The organism is Candidatus Pelagibacter sp. HIMB1709 (genome assembly GCF_052047635.1).
Lineage (GTDB): Bacteria > Pseudomonadota > Alphaproteobacteria > Pelagibacterales > Pelagibacteraceae > Pelagibacter.
The window spans coordinates 492,716-516,362 of the sequence record NZ_JBNAJW010000001.1 but is presented as its reverse complement, the minus strand read 5'-3'; the positions used below and the strand labels follow the sequence as shown (position 1 = coordinate 516,362).

General features: G+C 30.5%; 27 protein-coding genes. 8 read left to right on the top strand and 19 right to left on the bottom strand.

Going from position 1 to position 23,647, the window contains the following annotated elements; all coding sequences use genetic code 11:
• Positions 1–10: 10 nt before the first annotated feature.
• From ACTTAR_RS02910 to moaA, 7 genes are read right to left on the bottom strand one after another with little or no spacing between them, the layout of a single operon-like run.
• On the bottom strand, positions 11–256 hold the full coding sequence (locus ACTTAR_RS02910) for a DUF1244 domain-containing protein (protein ID WP_440680588.1): 246 nt from the start codon (positions 254–256) through the stop codon (positions 11–13).
• Positions 249–833 carry a sulfite oxidase heme-binding subunit YedZ gene (locus ACTTAR_RS02905; RefSeq protein ID WP_440680587.1) on the bottom strand — a complete coding sequence of 195 codons (585 nt, stop codon included), beginning with the start codon at positions 831–833 and terminating at the stop codon, positions 249–251. Before ACTTAR_RS02905 ends, ACTTAR_RS02910 begins: the two co-directional genes overlap by 8 nt.
• Positions 833–1,738, bottom strand: coding sequence for a protein-methionine-sulfoxide reductase catalytic subunit MsrP (gene msrP, locus ACTTAR_RS02900; RefSeq protein WP_440680586.1), 906 nt, complete (start codon positions 1,736–1,738; stop codon positions 833–835). The genes ACTTAR_RS02905 and msrP overlap by 1 nt, the downstream gene beginning before the upstream one ends.
• Positions 1,725–2,177 (bottom strand): molybdopterin synthase catalytic subunit, encoded by a 453-nt coding sequence (locus tag ACTTAR_RS02895; protein WP_440618633.1) that lies wholly within the window; start codon positions 2,175–2,177, stop codon positions 1,725–1,727. The genes msrP and ACTTAR_RS02895 overlap by 14 nt, the downstream gene beginning before the upstream one ends.
• The gene (locus ACTTAR_RS02890; protein WP_440654510.1) at positions 2,177–2,446 is read right to left on the bottom strand and encodes a molybdopterin biosynthesis protein MoeD; all 270 of its coding nucleotides are present in this window, start codon (positions 2,444–2,446) and stop codon (positions 2,177–2,179) included. Before ACTTAR_RS02890 ends, ACTTAR_RS02895 begins: the two co-directional genes overlap by 1 nt.
• 5 nt (positions 2,447–2,451) lie before the next feature.
• Positions 2,452–2,997: a cyclic pyranopterin monophosphate synthase MoaC gene (gene moaC, locus ACTTAR_RS02885; RefSeq protein WP_440680585.1), complete on the bottom strand. Its 546-nt coding sequence runs from the start codon at positions 2,995–2,997 to the stop codon at positions 2,452–2,454.
• 1 nt (position 2,998) lies between these two features.
• Positions 2,999–3,991, bottom strand: coding sequence for a GTP 3',8-cyclase MoaA (moaA, locus tag ACTTAR_RS02880; RefSeq protein ID WP_440680584.1), 993 nt, complete (start codon positions 3,989–3,991; stop codon positions 2,999–3,001).
• Between the two features lie 33 nt (positions 3,992–4,024).
• Between moaA and ACTTAR_RS02875 the strand changes: the two genes are divergently transcribed.
• On the top strand, positions 4,025–4,864 hold the full coding sequence (locus ACTTAR_RS02875) for a phytanoyl-CoA dioxygenase family protein (RefSeq protein WP_440680583.1): 840 nt from the start codon (positions 4,025–4,027) through the stop codon (positions 4,862–4,864).
• Positions 4,865–4,899: 35 nt separating this feature from the next.
• On the opposite strand, the gene ACTTAR_RS02870 is transcribed toward ACTTAR_RS02875, so the two are convergent.
• From ACTTAR_RS02870 to ACTTAR_RS02855, 4 genes are all read right to left on the bottom strand, one after another.
• Positions 4,900–5,862, bottom strand: a complete 963-nt coding sequence (locus ACTTAR_RS02870; RefSeq protein WP_440697650.1) for an aldo/keto reductase — start codon at positions 5,860–5,862, stop codon at positions 4,900–4,902.
• A gap of 3 nt (positions 5,863–5,865) precedes the next feature.
• A complete protein-coding gene (locus ACTTAR_RS02865) occupies positions 5,866–6,708 on the bottom strand; it encodes an amidohydrolase family protein (protein WP_440680581.1) in 843 nt (280 codons plus the stop codon).
• Positions 6,709–6,727: 19 nt separating this feature from the next.
• Positions 6,728–7,582, bottom strand: a complete 855-nt coding sequence (locus tag ACTTAR_RS02860; protein WP_440672262.1) for an SDR family oxidoreductase — start codon at positions 7,580–7,582, stop codon at positions 6,728–6,730.
• Between the two features lie 74 nt (positions 7,583–7,656).
• Complete coding sequence (locus tag ACTTAR_RS02855) at positions 7,657–8,661, bottom strand: substrate-binding domain-containing protein (protein ID WP_440672261.1); 1,005 nt, start codon at positions 8,659–8,661, stop codon at positions 7,657–7,659.
• Between the two features lie 142 nt (positions 8,662–8,803).
• On the opposite strand from ACTTAR_RS02855, the gene ACTTAR_RS02850 reads away from it, so the two are divergent.
• Positions 8,804–9,823, top strand: coding sequence for a LacI family DNA-binding transcriptional regulator (locus ACTTAR_RS02850; RefSeq protein ID WP_440680580.1), 1,020 nt, complete (start codon positions 8,804–8,806; stop codon positions 9,821–9,823).
• Here the strand turns inward: ACTTAR_RS02850 and ACTTAR_RS02845 are convergent, their stop codons facing one another.
• Genes ACTTAR_RS02845 through iolG form a run of 3 tightly spaced genes read right to left on the bottom strand, consistent with a single transcriptional unit; the run spans position 9,824 to position 12,601 of the window.
• On the bottom strand, positions 9,824–10,861 hold the full coding sequence (locus ACTTAR_RS02845; protein ID WP_440680579.1) for an ABC transporter permease: 1,038 nt from the start codon (positions 10,859–10,861) through the stop codon (positions 9,824–9,826).
• Entirely contained in the window at positions 10,858–11,598 is a 741-nt protein-coding gene (locus ACTTAR_RS02840; RefSeq protein WP_440680578.1) for an ATP-binding cassette domain-containing protein, read from the bottom strand. The genes ACTTAR_RS02845 and ACTTAR_RS02840 overlap by 4 nt, the downstream gene beginning before the upstream one ends.
• A gap of 1 nt (position 11,599) precedes the next feature.
• Positions 11,600–12,601, bottom strand: coding sequence for an inositol 2-dehydrogenase (gene iolG / locus ACTTAR_RS02835; RefSeq protein ID WP_440680577.1), 1,002 nt, complete (start codon positions 12,599–12,601; stop codon positions 11,600–11,602).
• A gap of 137 nt (positions 12,602–12,738) precedes the next feature.
• Here iolG and iolE point away from each other — a divergent pair, with 137 nt between their 5' ends.
• Positions 12,739–13,641 carry a myo-inosose-2 dehydratase gene (iolE, locus tag ACTTAR_RS02830; RefSeq protein WP_440680576.1) on the top strand — a complete coding sequence of 301 codons (903 nt, stop codon included), beginning with the start codon at positions 12,739–12,741 and terminating at the stop codon, positions 13,639–13,641.
• 44 nt (positions 13,642–13,685) lie between these two features.
• On the opposite strand, the gene ACTTAR_RS02825 is transcribed toward iolE, so the two are convergent.
• Positions 13,686–14,651 carry a hydroxyacid dehydrogenase gene (locus tag ACTTAR_RS02825; protein WP_440680575.1) on the bottom strand — a complete coding sequence of 322 codons (966 nt, stop codon included), beginning with the start codon at positions 14,649–14,651 and terminating at the stop codon, positions 13,686–13,688.
• 113 nt (positions 14,652–14,764) lie between these two features.
• Here ACTTAR_RS02825 and ACTTAR_RS02820 point away from each other — a divergent pair, with 113 nt between their 5' ends.
• The 3 genes from ACTTAR_RS02820 (at position 14,765) to ACTTAR_RS02810 (ending at position 17,789) form a co-directional block, all read left to right on the top strand.
• Positions 14,765–15,361, top strand: coding sequence for a TRAP transporter small permease (locus tag ACTTAR_RS02820; RefSeq protein ID WP_440680574.1), 597 nt, complete (start codon positions 14,765–14,767; stop codon positions 15,359–15,361).
• The gene (locus ACTTAR_RS02815) at positions 15,361–16,650 is read left to right on the top strand and encodes a TRAP transporter large permease (protein WP_440618623.1); all 1,290 of its coding nucleotides are present in this window, start codon (positions 15,361–15,363) and stop codon (positions 16,648–16,650) included. Before ACTTAR_RS02820 ends, ACTTAR_RS02815 begins: the two co-directional genes overlap by 1 nt.
• An 86-nt stretch (positions 16,651–16,736) precedes the next feature.
• Positions 16,737–17,789: a TRAP transporter substrate-binding protein gene (locus tag ACTTAR_RS02810; protein ID WP_440680573.1), complete on the top strand. Its 1,053-nt coding sequence runs from the start codon at positions 16,737–16,739 to the stop codon at positions 17,787–17,789.
• A 40-nt stretch (positions 17,790–17,829) separates the two neighbouring features.
• Here ACTTAR_RS02810 and ACTTAR_RS02805 read toward each other — a convergent pair whose 3' ends face one another.
• Positions 17,830–18,300: a tetratricopeptide repeat protein gene (locus ACTTAR_RS02805; protein ID WP_440680572.1), complete on the bottom strand. Its 471-nt coding sequence runs from the start codon at positions 18,298–18,300 to the stop codon at positions 17,830–17,832.
• A 105-nt stretch (positions 18,301–18,405) separates the two neighbouring features.
• Between ACTTAR_RS02805 and ACTTAR_RS02800 the strand changes: the two genes are divergently transcribed.
• The gene (locus tag ACTTAR_RS02800) at positions 18,406–19,638 is read left to right on the top strand and encodes a cytochrome-c peroxidase (protein ID WP_440680571.1); all 1,233 of its coding nucleotides are present in this window, start codon (positions 18,406–18,408) and stop codon (positions 19,636–19,638) included.
• A 31-nt stretch (positions 19,639–19,669) separates the two neighbouring features.
• A complete protein-coding gene (locus ACTTAR_RS02795; RefSeq protein WP_440680570.1) occupies positions 19,670–20,752 on the top strand; it encodes a Gfo/Idh/MocA family protein in 1,083 nt (360 codons plus the stop codon).
• On the opposite strand, the gene ACTTAR_RS02790 is transcribed toward ACTTAR_RS02795, so the two are convergent.
• Genes ACTTAR_RS02790 through ACTTAR_RS02780 form a run of 3 tightly spaced genes read right to left on the bottom strand, consistent with a single transcriptional unit; the run spans position 20,745 to position 23,621 of the window.
• Complete coding sequence (locus tag ACTTAR_RS02790; protein ID WP_440680569.1) at positions 20,745–21,668, bottom strand: hydroxyacid dehydrogenase; 924 nt, start codon at positions 21,666–21,668, stop codon at positions 20,745–20,747. The genes ACTTAR_RS02795 and ACTTAR_RS02790 overlap by 8 nt on opposite strands.
• A 37-nt stretch (positions 21,669–21,705) precedes the next feature.
• Positions 21,706–22,626, bottom strand: coding sequence for a DMT family transporter (locus ACTTAR_RS02785; protein WP_440680568.1), 921 nt, complete (start codon positions 22,624–22,626; stop codon positions 21,706–21,708).
• A gap of 11 nt (positions 22,627–22,637) precedes the next feature.
• Positions 22,638–23,621 (bottom strand): phytanoyl-CoA dioxygenase family protein, encoded by a 984-nt coding sequence (locus ACTTAR_RS02780; RefSeq protein WP_440680567.1) that lies wholly within the window; start codon positions 23,619–23,621, stop codon positions 22,638–22,640.
• Positions 23,622–23,647 lie beyond the last annotated feature (26 nt).

The window sequence follows — 23,647 nt, the reverse complement described above, 5'->3', positions numbered from 1 at the left end:
GAATAGAAAGTTACTTTTGGTGTTTTTCTTTCCATTCAGAGTAGGGCATTCCATAAATATGTTGCCTTGCATCAGGATCTGATATTTCTACTCCTTTTTTTTCAGCTTCTTCTCTATACCATCTAGACAAACAATTTCTGCAAAATCCAGCTAAATTCATTAAATCAATGTTTTGAACATCTTTTCTTTCATCTAAATGTCTCATTAATCTTTCAAGTGTAGCTGATTGAATTTCTTTTTTTAGATTATCATCCATAATTTACGTTCCTATTTTTAATTTTAATTCTTAAAGCAAGTAAAACAAGTATTATTACCAAATATACTAGTGGTCTAAAAAAAATTGTTTTAGATAACCATATATAATGAAGAGCTCCAAATATCGCTATTACGTAAATTAATCTGTGTAATTTTTTCCAATTGTTTTTAAGCAACTTTATCATAATTTGAGAAGATGTAATTACCAATGGAAGTAGTAATACCCATGCTGCAAATCCAATAAAGATGTATTTTTTTTTCAGAACATCATCAATTATCGGCTGTAAATTAAATCTATAATCTATACCTACGTAAGTAAGGAGATGAAGAGATGCATAAAAAAAAACAAACAATCCCAACATTCTTCTAAAACTTATCCAAATATTTAAATTAGTTAGCCTTTTAAGTGGTGTCATACTTAATGTTAGACAGATAAATATTAGAGTCCACTCTCCAGTAAAATGAGTAATTTCTTTTACAGGTTCTGGTCCGAGTTTGTTGAAGTATATTTTGTAAAAAATTAATAAAAATGGAATTGTACTTAAAATAAATACACCTGGTTTAAAATATTTTCTCATTAAAAATATTTTTTTAGATCCATCCCTGTATATAAATTTGCAACTTCATCTCCGTAACCATTAAACATAAGCGTTTTTACTCTTGGCACCCAAATATCTTTACCAATTATTCTTTCTGTTGCTTGAGACCATCTAGGATGATCTACATTAGGATTAACATTAGAGTAAAATCCATATTCTCGCGGAGATGCCCACATCCATGATGAAGTCGGCATTTTTTCAACAAATTTTATCTTAACAATTGCTTTTGCACTCTTGAAACCATACTTCCAAGGGATAAATATTCTCAATGGTGCACCGTTTTGATTTGGAAGCTTTTTACCATACAAACCTGTCACAACTGTAGTTAAAGGGTGCATTGCTTCATCAATTCTTAATCCTTCTTTATAAGGCCAGTTCAAAACCGGATATCTTTGACCTTTCATTTGTTCAGGATCATAAACACTTTCAAATTCAACATACTTAGCTTTGTTAGTTGGATTTACTTTTGACAATAATTTACTTAGCGAAAAACCCATCCATGGAATAACCATTGACCATCCTTCTACACATCTTAATCTGTATATTCTTTCCTCAGAGACAAATGTCTCAGTTATTTCTTCCATAGAAATTTTGATAGGTTTTTCAACTTCACCTTCAAGACTTATTGTCCATGGGGATGTTTTAAAATTTTGTGAATTAACATAAGGATCACTCTTTGAAGTACCGAACTCATAATAATTATTATAAGTTGTTATATCTTTAAAACTTGTAAGTTCATTCCTATCATCTGCTTGAGCTTTACTTGCAAAAGGAATTGCGGCTACTGCTAAAGAACTTGCACCACACCCAAGAGATTTAATAAATGATCTTCTATTCTTATAAATTTTCTCTGGTGTAATTTCTGAATATTTAATTTTTTTCATGAATAATAGGATTACCTTTTAACCAATCGCTTTGATTATTTGTGTAATGTTCTTTTTTCCATATTGGAGACCTTTTTTTAATTTCTTCGATTATATATCTTGATAATACATAAGCCTCATCTCTATGCTTGCATGCAACTGCTATAATAATACTAATTTCACCTAAATTTAAGTAACCTTTAGCATGTTCAATAAAAACACTCTTATTCTTTATATTTAGTTTTTCTTCAGCCTCACTATAAATTTCCTCAAAACTTTTTATTACCAAAGCATCATGACTGTCATATGTAATACCTAAAACACTTTTATTATTATTTTGATTACGAACTGTCCCACTAAAAATTAATGAAGCTCCAAAATCATTCGATGCTATAAATTTTTCAGCATCAATTAATGATAATTTTTTAACTTTACTATCTACAATGTCAGTATGAAGCATTAACCTCCTCCAATTGGAGGAATAATACCAATTTTTTCGTTATTTGTGATTTTATAATTGTCGCTAACAATATTATTTTTTTCTGAACAAAAAGCTGAAGAGTTAATGATTTTTATATAATTTTCATTTCCATTAAATTTCTGCTCTACATATTGAATTATTTTATTCCTTATATCCTTGATTGTTGTCTTTTGACCTAGATCTAGTTCTAACAAATTTTGGTTGCTAAAATCTCTAGCAGCTCCAAACAACTCAATTTTAACTTTCATAAAGTTTAGAAAAAATCTTTTAAAAAGTTCGGAAGTCCATCTGGATTTTTCCATAATCCAGTTTTTCCTCCTTCTTTAATTAATAATTTTACATTATCTATTTTTAAATGAGGATTTACAATTTTGCTTAAATCGTAAATTGTAATCAGAGCTGCATTTACACCCATTATCGCTTCCATCTCTACACCTGTTTTGGCATTGGTGGAAACCACACAGTATACTTCTAGTGAACTATCTTCTTCATTCATTATGATTTTAGTAGCCGTATGATCTATTGGAAGAGGATGACACAAAGGTATTAATTCACTTGTTTTTTTAACACCTAATACTGCTGAAACTTCTGCTAAAGTGATTGGATCACCCTTAGGCATCTCTTTATTTTTAATAAGTTCAAATACCTCTTTGCCAACATAAATTTTTCCTGATGCCAAAGCTCTACGGAATGTTTCTTTTTTTTCAGAAACATCAATCATTTTAAATGAATTTTTTTCAAAAATTTCTTTCGCCCAGTTTTTTAAATCGTTGTTAGTTACAATCTTTAAATTTTTCATCTTATCCACCTGTTGTTGATAGATTTTTTGTTAATCCTGTTTCTCCTATTTCTAAATAGTGAGATTCTTTTTTATAATTTAATTGTTTCAAAATTAAATCTTTCAGTTCTTCAGTTTGGTCATCTCTTTGCATCAAGTGTCTAATATTTATTCCAGTATTTCCAAATAAACACAATCTTAAATCACCCTTGGCAGTTATTCTTAGTCTATTACAACTCTTACAAAAATCTTTTGAGTAGGGTGCAATAACACCAAATTTTCCTTTGTATTCAGGATTTATATAATTCTTTGAAGGACCAGCATCTTTACCAAATGTTTGAATCACCCAATTATTATTATTTAAATAATCTGTAAATTTATTTGCAGACACATGATACTGATTAAAATAATCTAAATTATCTCCAGTTTGCATTAATTCTATATATCTAAAATCAATTTGATTATTTTTTATAAAATTAGCCCAACTTTTAAAATCTTCTTCTTTATCATTAACGTCTTTAAGAAGGACTGCATTAACTTTAATATTTTTAAAATTTAGTTTTTGTAATTTTTTAATTCCTTCTAAAATTTCATTTAATCTATCATGTCCAGTAATTTTTCTAAAAGTCTTTGGATCAAGACTATCAATACTTATATTTATACCATCAAGACCACTCTTATTTAAATCATCTGCAATTCTATTTAAGTGATATCCATTAGTAGTAATTACAGTTTTTTTAATACCTGAATTTTTTTTAATTATTTTAATTATATCCAAAAAATCTTTTCTAACTGTAGGTTCTCCTCCAGTTAATCTTATTTTAGATACACCTAATTCTGATAAAGCTTTTGCAAGTCTTCCAATTTCTTCTTTAGTGATAAAGGTTCTGTTATCACTTTTATCTATCTTATAACCATCAGGTAAACAGTAGCCACATTTAAAATTACACACATCAGATATTGACAATCTTATGTATGGAAACCTCCGCCCAAAACTATCTTTGAGAATATTCATATGATATATTGAGTATTATTTCTTAAATAATCTATGAGTCAAATTTTAAATGATAATGAGATCAAACTATTTAAAAGAGATGGAGCGGTATTTTTAAGAAATAAATTTGATATCAAATGGATTGAGCTTTTAAGATCTGGAATAAATAAAGCAAAAAATAATCCAAGCCCCAGGTTTACTAATCATACCACAGATCCAAATTTACCTTGTTATTTAGAGGATTTTTGGACATGGAACTTACATAAAGAATTTGAGAATTTTGTTTTTAATTCACCTACAGCTAAAATTGCCTCTGAATTATTAGATGCTAAGCAGATTAATTTAGTAATGGATAATTGGTTTTTTAGAGAAGCTGGCTCTACATCTAAACCACCATTTCATCATGATATTTCTTATTTTGATTTTGAAGGTTCAATGTGTGTTTTGTGGATACCTCTTGAACCAGTAAGAAAAGAAGATTCTATAGCTTGGATAAAAGGCTCTCATTTGTGGGATAAATTATTCCTAAGAACTCGTTTTAAAGACGGTCATAAAGTTGATGGAGCAGAAGGAGTTGTTAATGGTGTTAAGTATGAATTAACCCCAGATATAATTTCTAATAAAGAAAATTATGAATTTTTAGAATGGGATTTAGAACTAGGAGATTGTGTATATTTTGATATTAGGACTTTGCATGGAGCTTTACACGAAACTACTCCAAAATCAGATATAAATAGATTTACACTTAGAATGGCGAAAGAAAATTCAAAAATAATTTATAGAGGTGATTGGGCTAGAGAAGAAAGATCAATTATGGAGGCTAATGGATATAAAAACGGTGATGATTTAAATGGTAAAATGTTTCCAACACTTTATGAAATTAATTCAAATTAATTATAAAATCTATTTGTCTTAAATTTTTTTAAAATTTAGCCTGGAGTATATGTTCTCTCAGCCTCTGGATCTTTTGTTGAGTAAGGTAATTTTAAAACTTCATTCCAAAATTCTTCTGGAATATCTGTTTCAGCCCATGAAATATTTTTCTCAATACTCTGAACGCTAGTAACACCACAAATAGTAGATGTTATTCTTTTATCTTTTATAGAAAATTGTAAAGCTGCAGCACCCATTTCAACATTATATTTTTTACAAACTTTTTCTAATTCTCTAGCTGGCGCAAGTTTTTCTTCAGTAGCATCCTGGTAAGTTATTTTTTTAAAATTACTTGGACCTTTTGCCAAAACACCACCTGCGTAAGGGGCAGCGTTAAAAATAGATATATTTTTACTATGAGCATAACTGTACATTTCATCTGCTTCTCTGTTTAACAAAGTGTATCTGTTGTGATTTATTATGACATCAAAGTCCCACTTTCTTAAGATAGGGAACATAATATCTATTCTTCCCATAGCTAAACCAACAGCTTTTGCCAAACCTTCTTCTTTAATTTTAAACAATTCATCCAATGCACCATCTTTTTTGGTTACATCATTTATATCTTTTACGTATTCTGGATCATGAAGAAACAAAACATCTACAGAATTAACGTTTAAAGCTTCTAAACTTTCTTCAACAGACTCTCTTGTTCTTTTTTTATCAAGAACTAATGTATCCATATTTCTATCGATTTTAGTTGATAAGACAAAGTTTTCTGGCCATCCACCATTTTCTTTTATTGCTATACCAATTCTTTTTTCACTTTCTCCCATTGCATAATTTCTTGAAGTATCAAGCAAATTTACTGGACCTTGAAAAAATCTTTTTAGCGTTTCCTGAGCTCTTTGTTCAGGTACTTCATAACCGTAAGTATCTGGCATACTCCCTAAAGAGGAGGTTCCAAAACTCAATTCAGTGACTTCAACGCCAGTATCTTTGATTTTATTTTTTTTCATAAATTATGTTTTGAGTTTATAAAACTTTTTTGCATTATTATAAAAGATGTTTTGCTTTTCATCTATACTTAATTCTTTAAGTAAATTTGTTGCTGCATTATACCATCCTAAATAATTTGTTCTCAAGTTACAGACAGGCCAATCAGATCCCCATAAAATTTTTTTATCAGTAAATAGATTTAATATTTCATCTACATATGGCCTTAGATCTTGCTCGGTCCAATTTTCGCAGGCTTCTGTGACCATTCCAGAAAATTTACAATATACATTTTCTAGCTTAGATAATTTGTTCATACCTTTTTGCCAATTAATAAATTCTTCTTGTTTATTATTACAGATTTTTGGTTTCATTAGATGATCAATGATAAATCTTAGAGAAGGATATTTTGTAGCAATTTTGTAAAAATTTTCTAGGTGCACTGGAAATCCTAGTGCATCAAAGCTTAATTCTAAATTAATTATATTTTTAAAAAAAATATCAAAATTTTTATTTAAAACCCAATTTTCATCTGGAATATCTTGTATCATAGGTCTTACACCAAGAAATTTAGGATGTTTTGAGAAAATTTTTAATTGTTCTAATTGTTTTTGGTCTTCAAAATTTACCCAACCAATAACTCCACAAACTAAATCAGAACCTTCAGCAATATTTAACATATATTCAGTTTCTGCATTAGTTGCTGCAGCTTGAACTAAAACAGTTTTGTGTAAATCGATTGACTCAGAAACTTGAATTAAATCTTTAACTTCATATTTTCGATTTAAAATTGGATTATCTTTTGGCATCCAATGATAATCACCCCTTGAAGGATCCCAAAAATGTTGATGTGAATCAATAACTTTCATAAGTTATTATAAATTAGGTTTACTCTCCCAAAATGCTTTCATCTAAAATCTTAGTGTCATATGCTGAATAAGAATGCCATCCTGCAACTGTTTGATCAAAATCAACAATGCTCCCAGTCATAATACCCGACTCATCCGAGCACAAGAAAGCTAAGATCTTAGCAACATCTAAAGGTTTGTTTAATCTTTTAAATGGAACCTTGGCTTCAGCTTTTTTTAACCAGTCATCATCTGCATTATGAAATTTTTTTTGAATTACTGTTTCTGCTGGTGTATCTGTCCAACCTAAATTTACACCATTCACTCTTATTTGGTGCCCAGATACTGAATTTGCAACATTTTTAATCATTATAGCTAATGCTGCTTTAGAAGAGCTGTAAGCAGTTAAGAAAGGCATACCACTATATCCGGCCATTGATAAAATATGAGCAATAGTTCCTTTTTTTTTATCTCTAATCATTATTTTTATAACGTCTTGCATCATAAAAAGTGGAGCTTTTACATTTACATTAAAATTTTTGTCATAATTCTCCTCTGTTGTGCTTAAGATCGTTCCTCTTTCTGTAAAAGCAGCAACATTAATAAAACTATCTACAGTATTGAATTTTTTATCAGTCTCAGAAACTATTTTTTTACAATCTTCAAGTTTTTCTAAATCTGCTTGAACGTATAAGCATTCCGCGCCTATACTTTCTATTTCAGATTTTACTTTATTTCCTTTATCACTATTCCTACCACAGATAGTTACTCCTTTGGCACCTCTACTTGCAAGTAATTTTGCTGTCTCAGCTCCACTACCTTGAGTACTTCCTGTTACAATTATTATTTTATTTTTAAACTGGTTAGCTTGATCAGATATATATTTATTAGTCATAAAATTTTAATTTGTACAGATAACTAAGCCCAATATAAAATTGGGCTTAGAAACTTTTAAGAAGAATAATGATTTTATCCTGCAATACAAGATCCAATGTTTGGCTTCATACAAACATCAAGACCTGTATAGATTGCTTTTAGTGATGGGTTGTCAAATTTTAATGCTTTACCATCTACTATGTCTTTAAGAACATACATAGCTTTGTAGCCCATCATATATGGCTGTTGACCTACTTGACCATGAGTTCTTCCAGCATCTAAATCTTCCATTTGCATAGGAAGAGTATCTGCAATTACTACTGCAGTTTTCATAGAACTAATTCTATCTGCATGCTTTTCAGTAACTCTTCTAAAAGCTTTAGATACGAATTGAGGAAAACCTCCAGTTGGTACAAATGCAGTTAGGTTTGGATGTTTCGCAAAGATATCTTCCATCTGCTGTACAGAAAGAGGGAAATCGTCATTCGTGTACAAAGGACATCCGCTAGCTTCAGTCCATCCATTTTCACCTTTAAGAGCCGCACTAGGATAAGTTCCTGAATCTGCTCTTCCAGCAATAGTATCTCTTATACCTGACATTCTTTCATTGTGGTTTGCAGCTGCAGCACCACCAGATTGTATACAAATTTCACCACCGTTAGGTTTTAACATCATAACGATTTGTGCAAGGTATACACCAATGTCATAGTTTTTTGTTCCAACATAAGCTGCTCTTAAACCAGCATCTTTAGTTAAAAGATCTGAGTCCCAAGTAATGATTGGAATATCTGTTCCTTTAACAGCTTTTGCCATTGCAGCTGCGTTAGAAGATGCAACAGCAATTCCATCAACACCTTTAGCTATTAAATCTTGAACAATTTGAACTTGTTCTTGCTCAGTATGCTCTCCAGGTCCAATGTATAAACATTCTATCCCACCAATTTCTTTCTCAGCAACTTTACAACCATCTCTCGCCAAATCAAAAAACGGGTTGTTCATAGCTTTTGGAACTAATGCAAAAACTTTATCAGCTGCATATGAAATTCCAGAAATTGATACAAAAATAAATGCTAACATTGCAATTATTGTTTTTCTCATATTTCTCTCTCTCTTAGTTAGTTAATTTATTTAACAAATACTATTTAGAATGAGTCTACGATTCAAGTAAAATGATGTGATTCAACTAAAAAGTGATACATCAAATGATTGATTTTACATCAGTTTATGATACGATGTTTATATGAAAAATCATTGGAAAAATGTTTCTATAAAGAAAATTTCTGATGAATCAGGATATGGTACAGCTACAGTAGATAGAGTTTTGAATAACAGAAAAGGGGTGAGTAAAAAAACTAAAGATAAAATCTTAAATATTTTAAATAACCTTCAAAACGGAAATAATAAAAATCAAACTAAAAATATTTTAATTTGTTGTCAATCAGGACCTTCGTACAACAAGACTCTTGAGGAGAGTTTAGATAATATTAATAATGAAATTTATAAATTTAATTTGATAAAACATTTTATTCCTGCAAAAGAATTTAAAACTAGTCAATTTGTTAAAATTTTAAGAGAAACTTCAAGTTTTGATGCAGTGATTATAGTTTCACAGGAGGATCAAAATATAAATAACGAGCTAAGTAAAATTGCAAGTGAAGGAAAACCTGTGATTACATTAACCACTGATTTTCCAAATTTGAGCAGAACAGCTTATATAGGTAATAATCAGTCTAATGCTGGATCTACTGCTGCAAATATAATTGGAAAAAATGTTGGGAAACGATCAGGCTCAATATTGATGGTCATGAGTATGCCATACAGGTGCCAACAGGAAAGAGAACTGGGTTTTAGAAAAGTATTGAGATCAGAATTTCCAAATCTTAAAATCAAAGAAAGTGTTTTTAATTTAGATACATCGGAACAAAGTTACAAATATGTTAAAAAATATATTAAAGAAAATGGACCACCGTTAGGAATTTATAATATTGCTGGAGGAAATTTAGGTGTCGCTAAAGCAATTAGTGAAATGAATGTAAAAGATCATATTGTATTTGTAGGTCATGAACTAAATAAAAATTCTAGAAATCTTTTAGAAAATAATAAAATGGATTTTGTTATAGGCCACGATGTTGAATTAGAAATCAAAGTTGCATTTGATAAAATTTTAGATTTTGAAAAAAATCCAGGTAATCAAAATTCTTTTTTTTCAGATATATTAATTTTCAATAAATATAATTGTATGGATAAGAAAGTTTATTAATTAATTCTTTTTATTTTTAACTTTTTCTAACCAAACTGCACCTACGATAAATATTCCTAAAAATGTTCCTTGCCAGTAAGGGTCAATTCCAGCCATTAGAAGACTGTTTCTAATTGTTTCCATTAATGCAGCACCAATAAATGCTCCAAAAGTACCACCAACACCACCCATTAAGTTAGCACCACCTATCACTGTTGCAGCAATTACTCTTAACTCATAAGTGTAACCTAAGGCATTGGTTACTGATCCCATCCATCCAACTATCATTACAGCAGAAATTGCAGCAAATAATCCACTGATCATGTATACTGACATTTCAATCCATCTAGTATTAATTCCAGATAATTCAGCCGCTTTTTTATTACTGCCAACTGCAAAAACATGTTTGCCGTATGAGGTATATTTCAATACTAAACCCATAACTATTGTTAGAAATATTAATAACCAAGTTGCATTAGCAAGACCCAGCATTGAACCTCCTCCAATTTCATAAAACATTTCATCTTTAGGTCCAAACTCATAAAACATTTTATTGTTTGAAACTACTAAAGCTAAACTTCTTGCTGCAGCCATCATTCCTAAAGTAACCACAAATGGAGAAAGTTTAAGATAAGCAATTAAATATCCATTTACTGCACCAATTAAAGTACCTGCAAGTAAAGCTAAAATTATTGATACCCAAACGTACACTCCATCAAAATATGAAGCTTTGGAATACCATTCAGGTAAAAATTGAGCATCCAAAAATAAACCACATATAACTCCTGTGACACCCATAATTGACCCAACCGACAAGTCTATCCCAGCTGTAATAATCACAAATGTCATTCCAATTGCCATTATTCCGATGAAAGAAAAGTTTCGTGTAATATTAAAAAGATTATCTTTGCTAGAAAAAGCATCTTCTACAAAAAACATAATAAAACAAATCCCAAATAAAGCTATTGTTACCCAAAAAGATTGTTCAGAAACAAGTTTTTGAAATAAATTTTTTTCTGTCTTAGAGATTATTTCCTGATTAAATTTTACTGAACTCATACTTTGTCTATTGCCCCTGTAATTAAGCCTGTTGCTTCTTCTGTAGAAGAATCTTTTATATTTTTTTCACAAACTTTTTCACCTCGTCTTAATACTACTAGCTTGTCACATACTTCAAATATATCTGGCATTCTGTGACTAATTAACATTACAGCTATTCCTTGATCTTTTAATCTTTTTATAAGATCTAATACTTCAGCAACCTGTCTAACACTAATTGCTGCAGTTGGTTCATCCATTAAAACTAATTTAGGATTTGTAAGCCTTGTTCTTGCAATAGCCACAGCCTGTCTTTGTCCTCCAGACATCTGCATAACTAAATCCTTTGGTCGAGTTTCAGATTTAAGTTCCTCGAATAACTCTGCAGATTTTTTAAACATGGCCGGATAATCCAAATATTTAAATGGCCAAATACCTTTTTGAATTTCTCTACCTAAAAAAACATTTGAAGCTGCAGTCAAATGATTACAAAGAGCTAAGTCTTGATAAACCACCTCAATACCAGATTTTCTTGCATCAACAGGCTTCTCAAATTCTACTGGAGCATTATTAAACATTATTTCTCCAGATGTGGGTTTAAAATTACCAGCTATAATTTTTAATAGTGTAGATTTACCCGCTCCATTATCACCCATTAACCCGACGGTTTCGGCTTCTTTAATATCAAAACTAACTCCCGTTAAAGCCTGTATAGCTCCAAAATTTTTTTCAATATTATTTAGAGAAAGAATACTCATTTTAGAATTTTACATCTATTACTTTGCCACTTTCAAACGATTCATAGGCAGCATTGGCAATTATTAAAGCATTTCTACCATCCTCAAATCCAACTAATGGTTTTGTTTTATCTTCAACACATTTTACAAACTCGTTAAATTGATCTCTGTAAGCTTGCTCGTATCTTTCAATAAAAAAGAAATGTATGGGCTCTTTTTCATTTGTTGAAGTGCTTGTGTATCTTTCTAAAGAAGTGGGTGTTTGATTGTTTGAAATTACCATACCTTTACTTCCAAATACTTCTACTCTTTGATCGTATCCATAAACTGCTCTTCGGGAGTTATTAATATGTATTAAAACACCTTTTTTTGATTTTAAAATAAACATAGCGGTATCTAGATCTTTTTCCTGCTGTGCATTTTTATCAAACAATGCATCTCCAAATGCAGATATTTGAACCACAGGATCATCCCCTAAAATAAATCTAGTCAAATCGAAATCATGGATAGTAGTATCTCTAAAAAATCCTCCTGCAGCTTTTAAATAGTCAATCCCTGGAGGTTCAGGGTCTCTACTTGTAATTACAACCATTTCCAACTCACCAATTTCTTTTTTTACTCTTGCTTGTTGAGCTTTTGCATGACTTGCATCAAATCTTCTATTAAAGCCGATTTGAATAGGAACGTTTGTTCCCTTTATATTTTCCATGCATTCATTTACTTTATTGATATCTAAATCAATTGGCTTTTCACAGAAAATTGCCTTTCCTGCTTTTGCTGCCATTGTAATAAATTGTGTATGAGTTGGTGTTGCAGAAGCTATAAGAACTGCATCTACATCATCTGAATTTATTGCTTCCTCTGGTGAAGATGCAATTGAGCATCCTGTTGATTTTGCTACTTCTTCAGCAAATTGAGAATTAACGTCATATATGTATTTTAATTTTGCTTTGGGATGAGCTGCTATAAATTTAGCATGCATTTTTCCAATTCTTCCCGCACCCATCAAAGAAAAATTAAGCATAAGAATATAGAACAGAATTAAAAAATAAAATCAAGAAACATTTTTTAATGATGAATTAAACATCAAATTAAAATAAAATTTTCTTGATGCACAAAACATCATAATTTAAAAATGCTTTCAACTTTTAAATAATTAGTATGTCAGTAAAATTAGGAATAGCACCAATTGCATGGAGCAATGATGATATGCCAGAATTGGGTGGTGATACTCCTTTAGAACAATGTTTGTCTGAAGCTAGTCAAGCAGGGTTTATTGGAATTGAGTCTGGTGGTAAATTTCCAAAAAAATCAGAGGAATTAATTCCTAAACTTAACGAATTTAATCTAAATCTTTGCTCAGGATGGTATGGAGCTAATTTAAGAACAAATAGTGTTGACGAAGAAAAAAAAGTTATTCAAGATCAGTTGAAACTTTTTAAAGACTGTAATTCACCTTGTATGGTTTTTGCTGAAGTGTCTGGCTCAATTCAAGGAGATCCAAATCGAAAATTGTCTACAAGACCCCAAATGGATCTTGAAGAATCTAAAAAATATTATGAAAAAATTTCAGAAATGGGAAAATATCTTGAGGATAAAGGTATGCCACTTGCTTATCATCATCATATGGGAACTGTAATAGAGACAGAAGAGGATACAGTAAGATTGCTTGAGAACACTCATGATAGCGTAAAACTTACATTAGATACCGGTCATATGTTATTTGCTCAGGGAAACTCGTTAAAAATATTAAAAGACTTTAGCGAAAGATTAATTCATATACATTGCAAGGATATTAGAAAAAGCGTTTTAGAAAAATCTTTAAAAGAAGACTTAAGTTTTAGAGGAGCGTTTCTAGAGGGTGCATTTACAGTTCCAGGTGATGGATGTATTGATTACAAGCCTTTATTTGATGTGTTGAAAGAAAAAAATTATTCTGGATGGTTAGTAGTAGAGGCTGAACAAGATCCAGCAAAAGCAAATCCATTTGAATATGCAAAAATAGGTTACAAGTATTTAACTGAAACTTTAAATCTTAGTGGTATCGAGATTTATAAAGACTAACTCCCAAAAAAAATAGAAGCTAAATTTTTAGATTAAATCTACTACTACAGTCTTACAATTTTTGATTTTTCTAATGTATCATCAAAATAATCAATTATATTTTGAATTGTTTCCACACCCATTCTTGTCATACATTCATCAGTAAAAGCTGCGGTATGTGGGCTTAAATAAACTTTTTCATTTTTTAAAAGAGGATTATCATTTTCGGGTGGTTCTTGTTTGAATACATCAATTCCTGCTCCAAAAATTAAATCTTCATTTAAAGCCTTATCAAGATCTTCCTCATGAATAATTCCACCTCTAGCTGCATTAATGATTATACAATTTTTCTTCATTGTTTTAAGCAAATCATAATTAATTAGATTTTCTGTTTTTTCTGTTAACGGCATATGTAATGATATTACATCCATTGTTTTTACTGCCTCTTCAAGATTATCAACTTTTTTTCCTCCAAGCTTCTCTATTGTGTCTTTATCTACAAACGGATCGTAGACAAAAACATTCATTTCAAATCCCAAACATCTTTTAATAAGTGCTTTACCTATTCTACCAAACCCCATTATTAGGAAATTTTTTTTCCATACCTCAATAGTCTTGGGTAATTTATTTCTATCCTTAAAATTACCTTCTTTAACCGTTGTATGATAAAGCTCTCTTCTTTTTGCAATATTTAGCAAGACAAACATAACATGCTCTGCAACTGTAACTGCATTTGCATTGGCCGTAATAGCAATTTTGATATCTCTTTCTTTAGCTGTTTTTAAATCAATATTATCGTAGCCTACTCCATGTCTAGATATTATTTTAAGATTTTTTGCTTCGTTAATTACCTCACCTGGTAGTTTTGCTATTCTAATTGAAGCACCATCACAATCTTTTATTTTAGCCTTTAAGTTTTCTACTGAAACATCGTCAGTAACTTCCACATCAAAATCGGGGTGATTATTAATTAACTCCATACCTTTTTCATGAACTTTTTGGATAACTAGAATTTTCTTTTTATTACTCATAATTTTTATTTAAGCTTTTCTGTTGAAGGCTTTTCTAATACGAAAAATATCTAACAATGTAAAATAGTTTTTTAAAAAGTTGTAATTATTTTCTTATTAAAATAAATTTAGTTGTGAATTTAACTATAAAAACTCTACTTTACATTTTTAACTTTCTAGAAAAGATAAATACTTTTTTTCTAAGAATTGGAAGACAATTTGCATGGATCGCAATTTTTTTAATGGTTGTCGTAATTATGATCCAGGTTTTCTTTAGATATGTTCTCAACAACGCATTACCTTGGCCTGATGAAGTTGCAAGATTTTTAATGCTATGGATGACAGGGTTAATTGCTCCCTCAGCGTATAGATGGGGTGGTTTTGTCTCTATTGATATGCTGGAAAGATTTTTACCTAAAATTATATCAACTTTTTTAACCTTATTTTTATTGATCATATCTTTATTTGTTTTGATCATTGGACTTGAATTAGGTTTAAAACATATTAACGCTGGTTGGATATTCAGTTCTGCTTCAATCAAAATTCCATTTAATTTAATTGGTGGCAAAGCAGAGCCAATAAAATTAGCTTGGATGTATATGTCCTTACCAGTTGGAATTGTTTTTTTGATTTCAGTAAACATAGAGTTAATTTTAAGAAACTTTTTAAGTAATTTTGCAAAATTAGAATTACCTGAAGATTTCGATAAACAAAAATTGGAGACACAGTAATGTTAATTTGGTTTCTCCCTTTATTTTTATTATTTTTGCTAATTGGATTACCAGTATTTTTTGGATTGTTGGCTGCTCCTGGAATTTTACTTTGGTTGAATGATCAATCTAGAGATGGAGCAATGCTTTATAGAAATATTTACAATGGTATTGATAGCTTTCCTTTAATGGCAATTCCTTTTTTTATGTTAGCTGGTGAGCTAATGAATAGGGGGGGAATTACTCAAAGATTAGTAGAATTTAGCCAGGCGATGATGGGGCATTTAAAAGGTGGTTTGGCACATGTTAACGTCTTAACTTCAATGCTTTTTGCTGGCCTATCTGGATCTGCAGTTGCAGATACTTCTGCAATTGGTTCAATGTTAATTCCTGCAATGGAGAAGCAAGGTTATACAAAAAAATTTTCAGCAGCAATTACCGCAGCGAGTTCAGTAATTGGTCCAATCATTCCACCTTCAGGAATAATGATTATTTATGCATACGTTATGGGAGAGAGCGTAGCTGCTTTATTCCTAGCAGGTATTATTCCTGGAATTTTAGTTGGTGTTAGTTTGATGGTTACAATCAAGTTTATGGCTAAAAGATATAATTTTCCTGCCGTAACAAAAAAGACAACATGGAGACAAAGAGGAAAAGCTTCTTTGAAAGCTTTTTTCCCATTGATGACTCCAGTTATAATTCTAGGAGGTATACTTGGAGGAATTTTTACTCCAACTGAAGCATCTGCAGTTGCAGCTGCTTATGCAATGTTTATTGGTTTGTTTGTTTTAAAATCTTTAGAGTGGAAAGACGTACCAAAGGTTATGACAAAAGCCGCAATGGTTTCATCTGTAGTATTACTTTTGGTTGGTGCTGCAATGGCTTTTAAAACAGTTGTTAGTTTATCTCATGCACCAGAATATCTTGCTGAGTTTGTTTTGGGATTAACTGATAATCCTTATATTTTATTATTTCTGATTAATATTTTACTATTTATTGTTGGAATGTTTTTAGATGCAGGTCCCGCAATAATTATTTTAGGACCAATACTTGGACCAGTGTTTGTAGAATTAGGTGTACATCCAGTTCATTTTGCAATTATTATGTCAGTTAACTTAACTGTTGGTTTAGCAACACCACCAATGGGTTTAGTTTTATTTGTTGCATCCTCAGTTTCTGGTGAAAGAGTTGAAACTATATCAAAAGCTATATTGCCGTTTTTAGCAGTAGAGGCAATTGTGATATTTTTAATTACTTACTTTCCATCAATCTCAATGACTATTCCTTTACTTACAGGTTTTGCAAAATAATTTTAGTTTTTAGATAATAGACACAGAGGTTCAATTTAGGTATATTTTTTATACTTAAATAAATATTTAAAGAGAGGGAAATAATAATGAGTAAATTAATTAAATCATTCTTTTCATTATTATTCTTAATTAGTTTTACAGCTTCTGTTTCAGCTGCTGATTACAATTTAAGAATGACAATGAATTCTAATGATCAAGATGAGGACTATGATGGTGCAGTAGTATTTAAAAACTACGTAGAAGCAGCATCAAATGGAAAAATATCTGTAGAACTTTTTGTAGGTACTCAGTTATGTTCTAAGGGAGCAGAATGTTTACAAGGTGTTTCCGATGGAAGCATCGACGTTTACATTTCTACTTCTGGAGGAGCAGCTGGTGTATTCCCATATGTTCAAGTTTTAGATTTACCATATCTAATGGCAGACGACAGAATTGCTGAAGATGTTATGCAAGGTGATTTTGTAAGAACTATGAGACAAATGGCTCTTAAAGATTCAGGCGATACAATAAGATTAATGACTATCGGAAACACTGGTGGATGGAGAAATTTTGCTAACACTAAAAGAAGAGTTGCAGAACCATCAGACATGAAAGGTCTAAAAATCAGAACTGTTGTAGCTGACTTACCTCAAGAGCTTGTAAGAGCTTTAGGTGCATCACCAACTCCTATTCCATGGCCAGAATTATTTACATCTTTTCAAACAGGTGTAGTTGAAGGTTCTAAAAATGGAATAACTGACATTATGAATATGAAGTTTCCAGATGCAGGTCTAAAATATGTTACTTTAGACGGTCATGCATACATGGGAGCACTTTGGTGGATGAACAATGCAAAATATCAATCTATGCCAAAAGAACTTAAGAAAGTTATTACGGATGGATTTTATGCATTGCAACAAGCTACATTTGCATCTCCAAAAAGAAAATCAATCAAAGCGTATGAAGACTTTGTAGCAGGCGGTGGAGATTTATATGTTCCAACTCCAGCACAAAAAGCTAGTTTCAAAAAAGCTGCTAGTCCAGTTTATGATTGGTTTAAGTCAAACGTTAAAGGTGGAGGACAAATCTTTGACGCTTTAACAAGTGCAGTTGCTGATGCTGAGAAAAGAGCATCAAGTGCATACGATAAAGACTTATAATCTTAATTAAATAATGGGGCGGATTTAATTATTCGCCTCATTACCTAAACGGATAAATCCAAGCTTTGTAATCTTTAATAAGTATATGCGCTTTTTCAATTTGTTCAGGAGTCATTTTTTTAATTACTTCCTCTTGAGAAATCGCAGCATCGGGATCACCTCCAATAGCGGACAAACCATACCACATGTAAGCTCTAACAAGATCAGGAGCAGGAAGTCCTCTACCGATTTCATAATACCACCCAACACCCGATTGAGCACCGGGATGACCTTTCATCGAAGATCTAAGATACCATTCAAAAGCTCTAACATCGTCTTGCTTAACTCCAAGACCCATTGCATACATTATTCCAATAAGCTCTTCAGCATCAGCGTTCCCAGACCTAGCAGCTGGTATCAGTTCTTCCATAGCCTCTTGAAATTTTCCAGCTTCCATCAAATCTCTAGCATTTTCAATTTCTGCAAAAACTATAGATGGAATAAAAAAAATTATAAAAAAGTATCTCAACATATAAAAATATTAATATTTATAATTCCATTTTTAATTTCAGCAAACAAAACATATTCGATTGAATTACCAAAACCTTTAACAAGTAATGATTTTCATAAAGTTGATATGGAAAAGGTTAAAATAGGAAGACTTTTATTTCATGATAAAATTTTATCAGCTAATCGTAATATTGCTTGTGCAACTTGTCATAGCCAAGATTTAGGAGGATCTGATGGCCTTTCATTAGGAATTGGTGAAGGTGGACACGGTATTGGATTAGAAAGAACAGCTGGATCAGGGGATGATAAAATTAAAAAACGTATTCCAAGAAATGCTTTAGCATTATGGAATTTAGGATTTAAAGATATTACAACATTACTTCATGATGGAAGAGTGACTAAATCTGATATATTTGGAAATGGTTTTAATACCCCAGCACAAGAACTGCTTCCAAAAGGTCTGGATAATATAGTTGCGGTACAAGCTTTATTTCCAATGACAAGACAATTTGAAATGGCTGGAAATCCAGGTGAAAATGAAATTATAGGACTTGTTTCAAAAGTTGGTAAAGACAGTATGAGAATTGATAGAGTTTGGCCGGTAATTGCTCATAGAATAAGAGGAGTTCCTGAATATGTTGAAATGTTTAAACATGCTTTCGATGATGTGGATAATGCTTTAGATATAAATATTACACATATAGTAAATTCAATTGCAGCTTTTGAAATTCATGAATGGACATCTTTTGACTCTCCATTTGATGAATATTTAAACGGAAATAAATCAGCTTTAAATTCAAATCAGATTGCAGGTATGAATTTATTCTATGGCAAAGCTAATTGCAGCTCATGTCATTCTGGGTCTTTATTATCTGATCAAAAATTTCATTCAATAGGTATCCCACAATTCGGACCAGGCAGAACCAGACCTTTTGATCCTTATGCACGTGATGTTGGAAGAATGGTTGAAACAGATGATGTGGATGACATGTATAAATTTAAAACACCCGCTCTAAGAAATGTTTCTTTAACGGCACCTTATGGTCATAATGGTGCTTATCCAACACTTAAGGGCATAATTAAACATCATTTAAATCCAGTAGCTATGAATAAAAATTGGAAACCTCAATATGCAAATTTACCAAAGGCTCCATGGCTAGAACAAATTGATTTTGTAATTTTTTCTGACAAAAGAGAACAGGATAGAATTATTTCAAGTATAGACATCAAACCAATAGATTTAAGTGAAAAAGAAATTGATCAATTAGTTTCTTTTTTACAATCTCTAACTGGAAAAAGTGGAAATCAAAGACCACTCGGTAAACCAGAAAAAGTACCAAGTGGATTAACAATTGATTAAACTTATTTAATTAAACTGATAGATAATAAATATGGAAAAAATTAAATATGGAATAATTGGAGCTGGCACAATGGCTCGAGAACATATTTTAAATTTATCTTTAATCGATGAAGCTGAAGTAGTTGCTCTTTCAGACCCTCACGAAGAATCTTTGAAACAGTGTCAAGAACTACTAAATAAGGAAGTTGTTTGCTTTGATAATCATCAAGATCTGATCAAAGAAAATTTAGTTGATGTTTATATAATCTCATCTCCTAATTTTACCCATGTAGAAATTTTAAAAGATGTAATTAAAACTAATAAACATATATTGGTTGAAAAACCTTTGTGCACTAATACAAAAGATTGTTTAGAAATTGAAAAACTTACTAAAGATTACCCATCAGTATTTTGGACTGCAATGGAATATAGGTACATGCCTCCTGTTTCAAAATTTATCAAAGAAATTCACAACAAAACAATTGGTGACCTAAAAACATTAACAATAAGAGAACACAGATTTCCTTTTTTAAAAAAAGTAAATGACTGGAACAGATTTGAAAAAAATACCGGAGGAACTTTAGTTGAAAAGTGTTGTCATTTTTTTGATTTGATGCGGTTTATTGTTAAGAGTGAGCCCGTAAGTGTTTATGCGAGTGGAGGACAAGATGTAAATCATTTAGATGAGGAATATGATGGGAAAAAACCAGATATTATTGATAATGCTTACGTAATTGTTAATTTTGAGAATGGTTCGAGAAGTATGCTTGAGCTTTGTATGTTTGCTGAAAATTCTGAAATGCAAGAAGAGTTAACCGCGACAGGAAATATTGGTAAAATTGAAACTTCAGTTCCTTCAAACGAGTCTGGGAAAACTACTTCAGATGTAAGAATTGGTATGAGAGATGGAAAAACAAAACAAGAAAGTGTTAGTGTAGATCCAAAAATACTTGAAGCAGGACATCATCATGGGTCAACTTATTATGAACATTTAGCCTTTATAAATGCAGTAAAAAATAAATTAAAGCCAGAGGTATCTTTGATTGATGGATTAATTGCAGTTGCTGTTGGAGAGGCTGCTGAGACATCAATTAAACTTGGAAGAGTAGTAAAGCTAAACGAGATAATTACTTAAAAAAATCTATCGCCTTTTTAACTATAAAATTACTAACTCTAATATTTGACTCTGTTGTGACACCTGAAATATGAGGAGTTAAAATACAATTCATTTCAGATGTTATTCTTTCGTATAAATTTTTCTTAATAGGTTCATTTTCAAACACATCTAATGCAAATCCTGAAATTATATTTTGATTATAAGCGTCTATAAGATCATTCTCATTTACAACACCACCTCTAGAAGTATTAATTATTATTGGCTGTTTTTGCATTTTAGAGAATGAAGACTTGTTGATTAAATTTTTAGTCTCTTCTGTCAGAGGTAAGTGCAAAGAAACAATATCTGCATTTTTAAATAAATCTTCTAATGAAGATAATTTATAATTTTTTTCATTATCATCTAATTTTTTAATGTAAGGATCATAAGCCAAAACATTTAGGCCATTTTTCAAACTATAGTCAGCAACCTTTCTGCCAATAGTACCAAAACCTACTATTCCAATACACTTTCCATTTATTTCAGCAGATTTAATAGTTGTTCTAGGCCAATCACCTTTGATCGTTCCATGATGAAACATAGGAATTTTTTTTATTAAAGACATAGAAGATGAAATTACATATTCAGCTACAGAGTCTGCATTCATACCAGTTGCAGGTTGGACATGAATACTTTTGGTTCTACAAAATTCAGTATCAATATTATCTAAACCAACACCCAGTCTTCCTATAAATTTTAATTTACTAGCGTTAGATAAAATATCTTTATTTACTTGAGTTTTATTTCTGACAATTAAACCATCATAATCTTTAATAATTTCTTTAAGTTCTTCTTTTTTTTCCCAAAGCTTTTCATCAAATTTGATTTCAAAAGTATTATTTAGATCATCTAAACTGTCTTGATTAATAAACTCTGCTATTAATATTTTAGCCATACTTACTTATATATATTTTTAACTTAAATTGAATAACTTACTTTTTTATTGAAATCGTTGTTGGCCTTATTGAATTTGAAACAATATTTCTAGAAAGTTTTATCTCTCTTAAAACAATATAAATTCCAGCACCAATTATAAAAACATTTCCTAAATAAATATTCCAACTAGGGATTTCATTAAAAATATAAAAACCGATCAATGCACCAATTAATAATTGAACATATTGTGTATTTGCAAATATTGAAGTTGGAAGATGACGAGCCGAGTTTATAATAAAAATCATTCCCATTCCTCTTAATAAACCTGCATTAAAATTTAAAAAAAAATCTGTTTTAGTCATTGGAATATAAAGCTCAAAGGTAATCACACCTGAAATAACAATTAAAATTAACTTTCCAATTATTAAAAATGAATACACACTCTCTGATTGACCATATTTTTTAACCAACAAATGACCTACTGAAGAAAAAACAGGTATTAATAAAGCCAATAACACATAGTTATTTATTTCTTTCCCAAAAGGATCAATTGCAATTATTGTTCCAATAAAACCTACTAATATTGCCGTATATCTTCTCCAGCTTACTTTTTCTTTTAGAAAGATTACTGAACCAATTGTTAATACAAAGGGTGTAAAGAAGACAATACTATACATAGTTGTAAGTGGAAGTTTATTTATACAAAGAAAAAATAATCCCATTGAAATTATTAAAGTTATTGCTCTAACTAAATGTACAAAAAAGTTTTTTGTTTTAATTTTTTTCCAGGAATTTCTAACTTGCGTGTAAAGTAAAATTGGCAGTAAGGCCGATAAAGAATTAATAAATATTATTTGTGTTACATGATAATAATTTGTCAATTCTTTTGCTATAGAGTCCATGATAACAAATAAGGAATAGCCAAGAATTGCTAAAAAAAAGTCTACCGAGTAGACACGGGTAGTTACTGAATTCATTTATTAATTTTTTATAATAATTTTGAAAGATCTCTTTTACTATTCTTAAACGTTGGTAAAGGATATTTAAAGGCATATTTACGTGGAATGCATTTTTCTTTTGCTTTTTCCCAAAGAGCTAACCATTGTTTAAAATTCTGAATTTTAAGATTTTTTTTGTTTTTACTTCTTACATAGAAATTTGGAAGTGGATCTCTTCCAGAAGGTTGGCCGGCTACGTTATATCTAAGGTCTGCACTTATTCTAAAATCATTTGATCTGTTAGGCAGAGAACAATGAATTGAATGTTTGTGTAAAAGAATTACATCTCCAACATCTGCCTCTAAGTGAATATGTTCCATTTTATCTAGTAATTTGCTGTCTTTAATTTCTACTTGGCCCCTATAACCAGCAATATGATTTAATAATCCCATTTTATTAATTTTCTTAACAGTAATCATGCACCCATTTTTTTTTGTAGTTTTTGTAAAAGGTATCCATACAGTAACCATATCTGTTAATTTTTGTCCTTTAGTATTAAGAACAGCAGCATCCTGATGCCAAGGTGTTCTTCCACTTAAACCATCTAAAATTGATCCTTTTGGTAATTTTTTTTCAGGTTGTTTAATTCTAGTATTTTGCACTGGATTAGACATGATTTCTTTGCCTAAAATTTTTTCAACAACATCTAAAATGTTTTTATTTGTGATTAAATTCCATAAAGATTGAGTAGCAAAATAATCACTGTCTTTCTTAACGTGATCTCTTGGTAATCTAGTGTTAAAATATTGATCTAAATCATCAATTTTTAATTTTGATATATGTGAATATTTTTTTTTAAAATCTAAATTAAGAACTTTTTTTACATCCTTTTTTTTCGCAAATTTTTGGATTAAGCAATCCATTACAAATTCCATGTCATTAAGGATTGGCTTTAAATCTCTTTGATAGTTAAGAACATTTTTTACTCTCAAATATCCTTGTTCAAATAATTTTTTTTGTAGATTATTTGCCATTAATAGAACCTAGTAGAATTTATTAA

Coding starts and splice junctions, on each gene's coding strand:
- ACTTAR_RS02910 (WP_440680588.1), bottom strand. CDS start 256: ATGGATGATAATCTAAAAAAAGAAATTCAATCAGCTACACTTGAAAGA.
- ACTTAR_RS02905 (WP_440680587.1), bottom strand. CDS start 833: ATGAGAAAATATTTTAAACCAGGTGTATTTATTTTAAGTACAATTCCA.
- msrP (WP_440680586.1), bottom strand. CDS start 1,738: ATGAAAAAAATTAAATATTCAGAAATTACACCAGAGAAAATTTATAAG.
- ACTTAR_RS02895 (WP_440618633.1), bottom strand. CDS start 2,177: ATGCTTCATACTGACATTGTAGATAGTAAAGTTAAAAAATTATCATTA.
- ACTTAR_RS02890 (WP_440654510.1), bottom strand. CDS start 2,446: ATGAAAGTTAAAATTGAGTTGTTTGGAGCTGCTAGAGATTTTAGCAAC.
- moaC (WP_440680585.1), bottom strand. CDS start 2,997: ATGAAAAATTTAAAGATTGTAACTAACAACGATTTAAAAAACTGGGCG.
- moaA (WP_440680584.1), bottom strand. CDS start 3,991: ATGAATATTCTCAAAGATAGTTTTGGGCGGAGGTTTCCATACATAAGA.
- ACTTAR_RS02875 (WP_440680583.1), top strand. CDS start 4,025: ATGAGTCAAATTTTAAATGATAATGAGATCAAACTATTTAAAAGAGAT.
- ACTTAR_RS02870 (WP_440697650.1), bottom strand. CDS start 5,862: ATGAAAAAAAATAAAATCAAAGATACTGGCGTTGAAGTCACTGAATTG.
- ACTTAR_RS02865 (WP_440680581.1), bottom strand. CDS start 6,708: ATGAAAGTTATTGATTCACATCAACATTTTTGGGATCCTTCAAGGGGT.
- ACTTAR_RS02860 (WP_440672262.1), bottom strand. CDS start 7,582: ATGACTAATAAATATATATCTGATCAAGCTAACCAGTTTAAAAATAAA.
- ACTTAR_RS02855 (WP_440672261.1), bottom strand. CDS start 8,661: ATGAGAAAAACAATAATTGCAATGTTAGCATTTATTTTTGTATCAATT.
- ACTTAR_RS02850 (WP_440680580.1), top strand. CDS start 8,804: ATGAAAAATCATTGGAAAAATGTTTCTATAAAGAAAATTTCTGATGAA.
- ACTTAR_RS02845 (WP_440680579.1), bottom strand. CDS start 10,861: ATGAGTTCAGTAAAATTTAATCAGGAAATAATCTCTAAGACAGAAAAA.
- ACTTAR_RS02840 (WP_440680578.1), bottom strand. CDS start 11,598: ATGAGTATTCTTTCTCTAAATAATATTGAAAAAAATTTTGGAGCTATA.
- iolG (WP_440680577.1), bottom strand. CDS start 12,601: ATGCTTAATTTTTCTTTGATGGGTGCGGGAAGAATTGGAAAAATGCAT.
- iolE (WP_440680576.1), top strand. CDS start 12,739: ATGTCAGTAAAATTAGGAATAGCACCAATTGCATGGAGCAATGATGAT.
- ACTTAR_RS02825 (WP_440680575.1), bottom strand. CDS start 14,651: ATGAGTAATAAAAAGAAAATTCTAGTTATCCAAAAAGTTCATGAAAAA.
- ACTTAR_RS02815 (WP_440618623.1), top strand. CDS start 15,361: ATGTTAATTTGGTTTCTCCCTTTATTTTTATTATTTTTGCTAATTGGA.
- ACTTAR_RS02810 (WP_440680573.1), top strand. CDS start 16,737: ATGAGTAAATTAATTAAATCATTCTTTTCATTATTATTCTTAATTAGT.
- ACTTAR_RS02805 (WP_440680572.1), bottom strand. CDS start 18,300: ATGTTGAGATACTTTTTTATAATTTTTTTTATTCCATCTATAGTTTTT.
- ACTTAR_RS02800 (WP_440680571.1), top strand. CDS start 18,406: ATGGAAAAGGTTAAAATAGGAAGACTTTTATTTCATGATAAAATTTTA.
- ACTTAR_RS02795 (WP_440680570.1), top strand. CDS start 19,670: ATGGAAAAAATTAAATATGGAATAATTGGAGCTGGCACAATGGCTCGA.
- ACTTAR_RS02790 (WP_440680569.1), bottom strand. CDS start 21,668: ATGGCTAAAATATTAATAGCAGAGTTTATTAATCAAGACAGTTTAGAT.
- ACTTAR_RS02785 (WP_440680568.1), bottom strand. CDS start 22,626: ATGAATTCAGTAACTACCCGTGTCTACTCGGTAGACTTTTTTTTAGCA.
- ACTTAR_RS02780 (WP_440680567.1), bottom strand. CDS start 23,621: ATGGCAAATAATCTACAAAAAAAATTATTTGAACAAGGATATTTGAGA.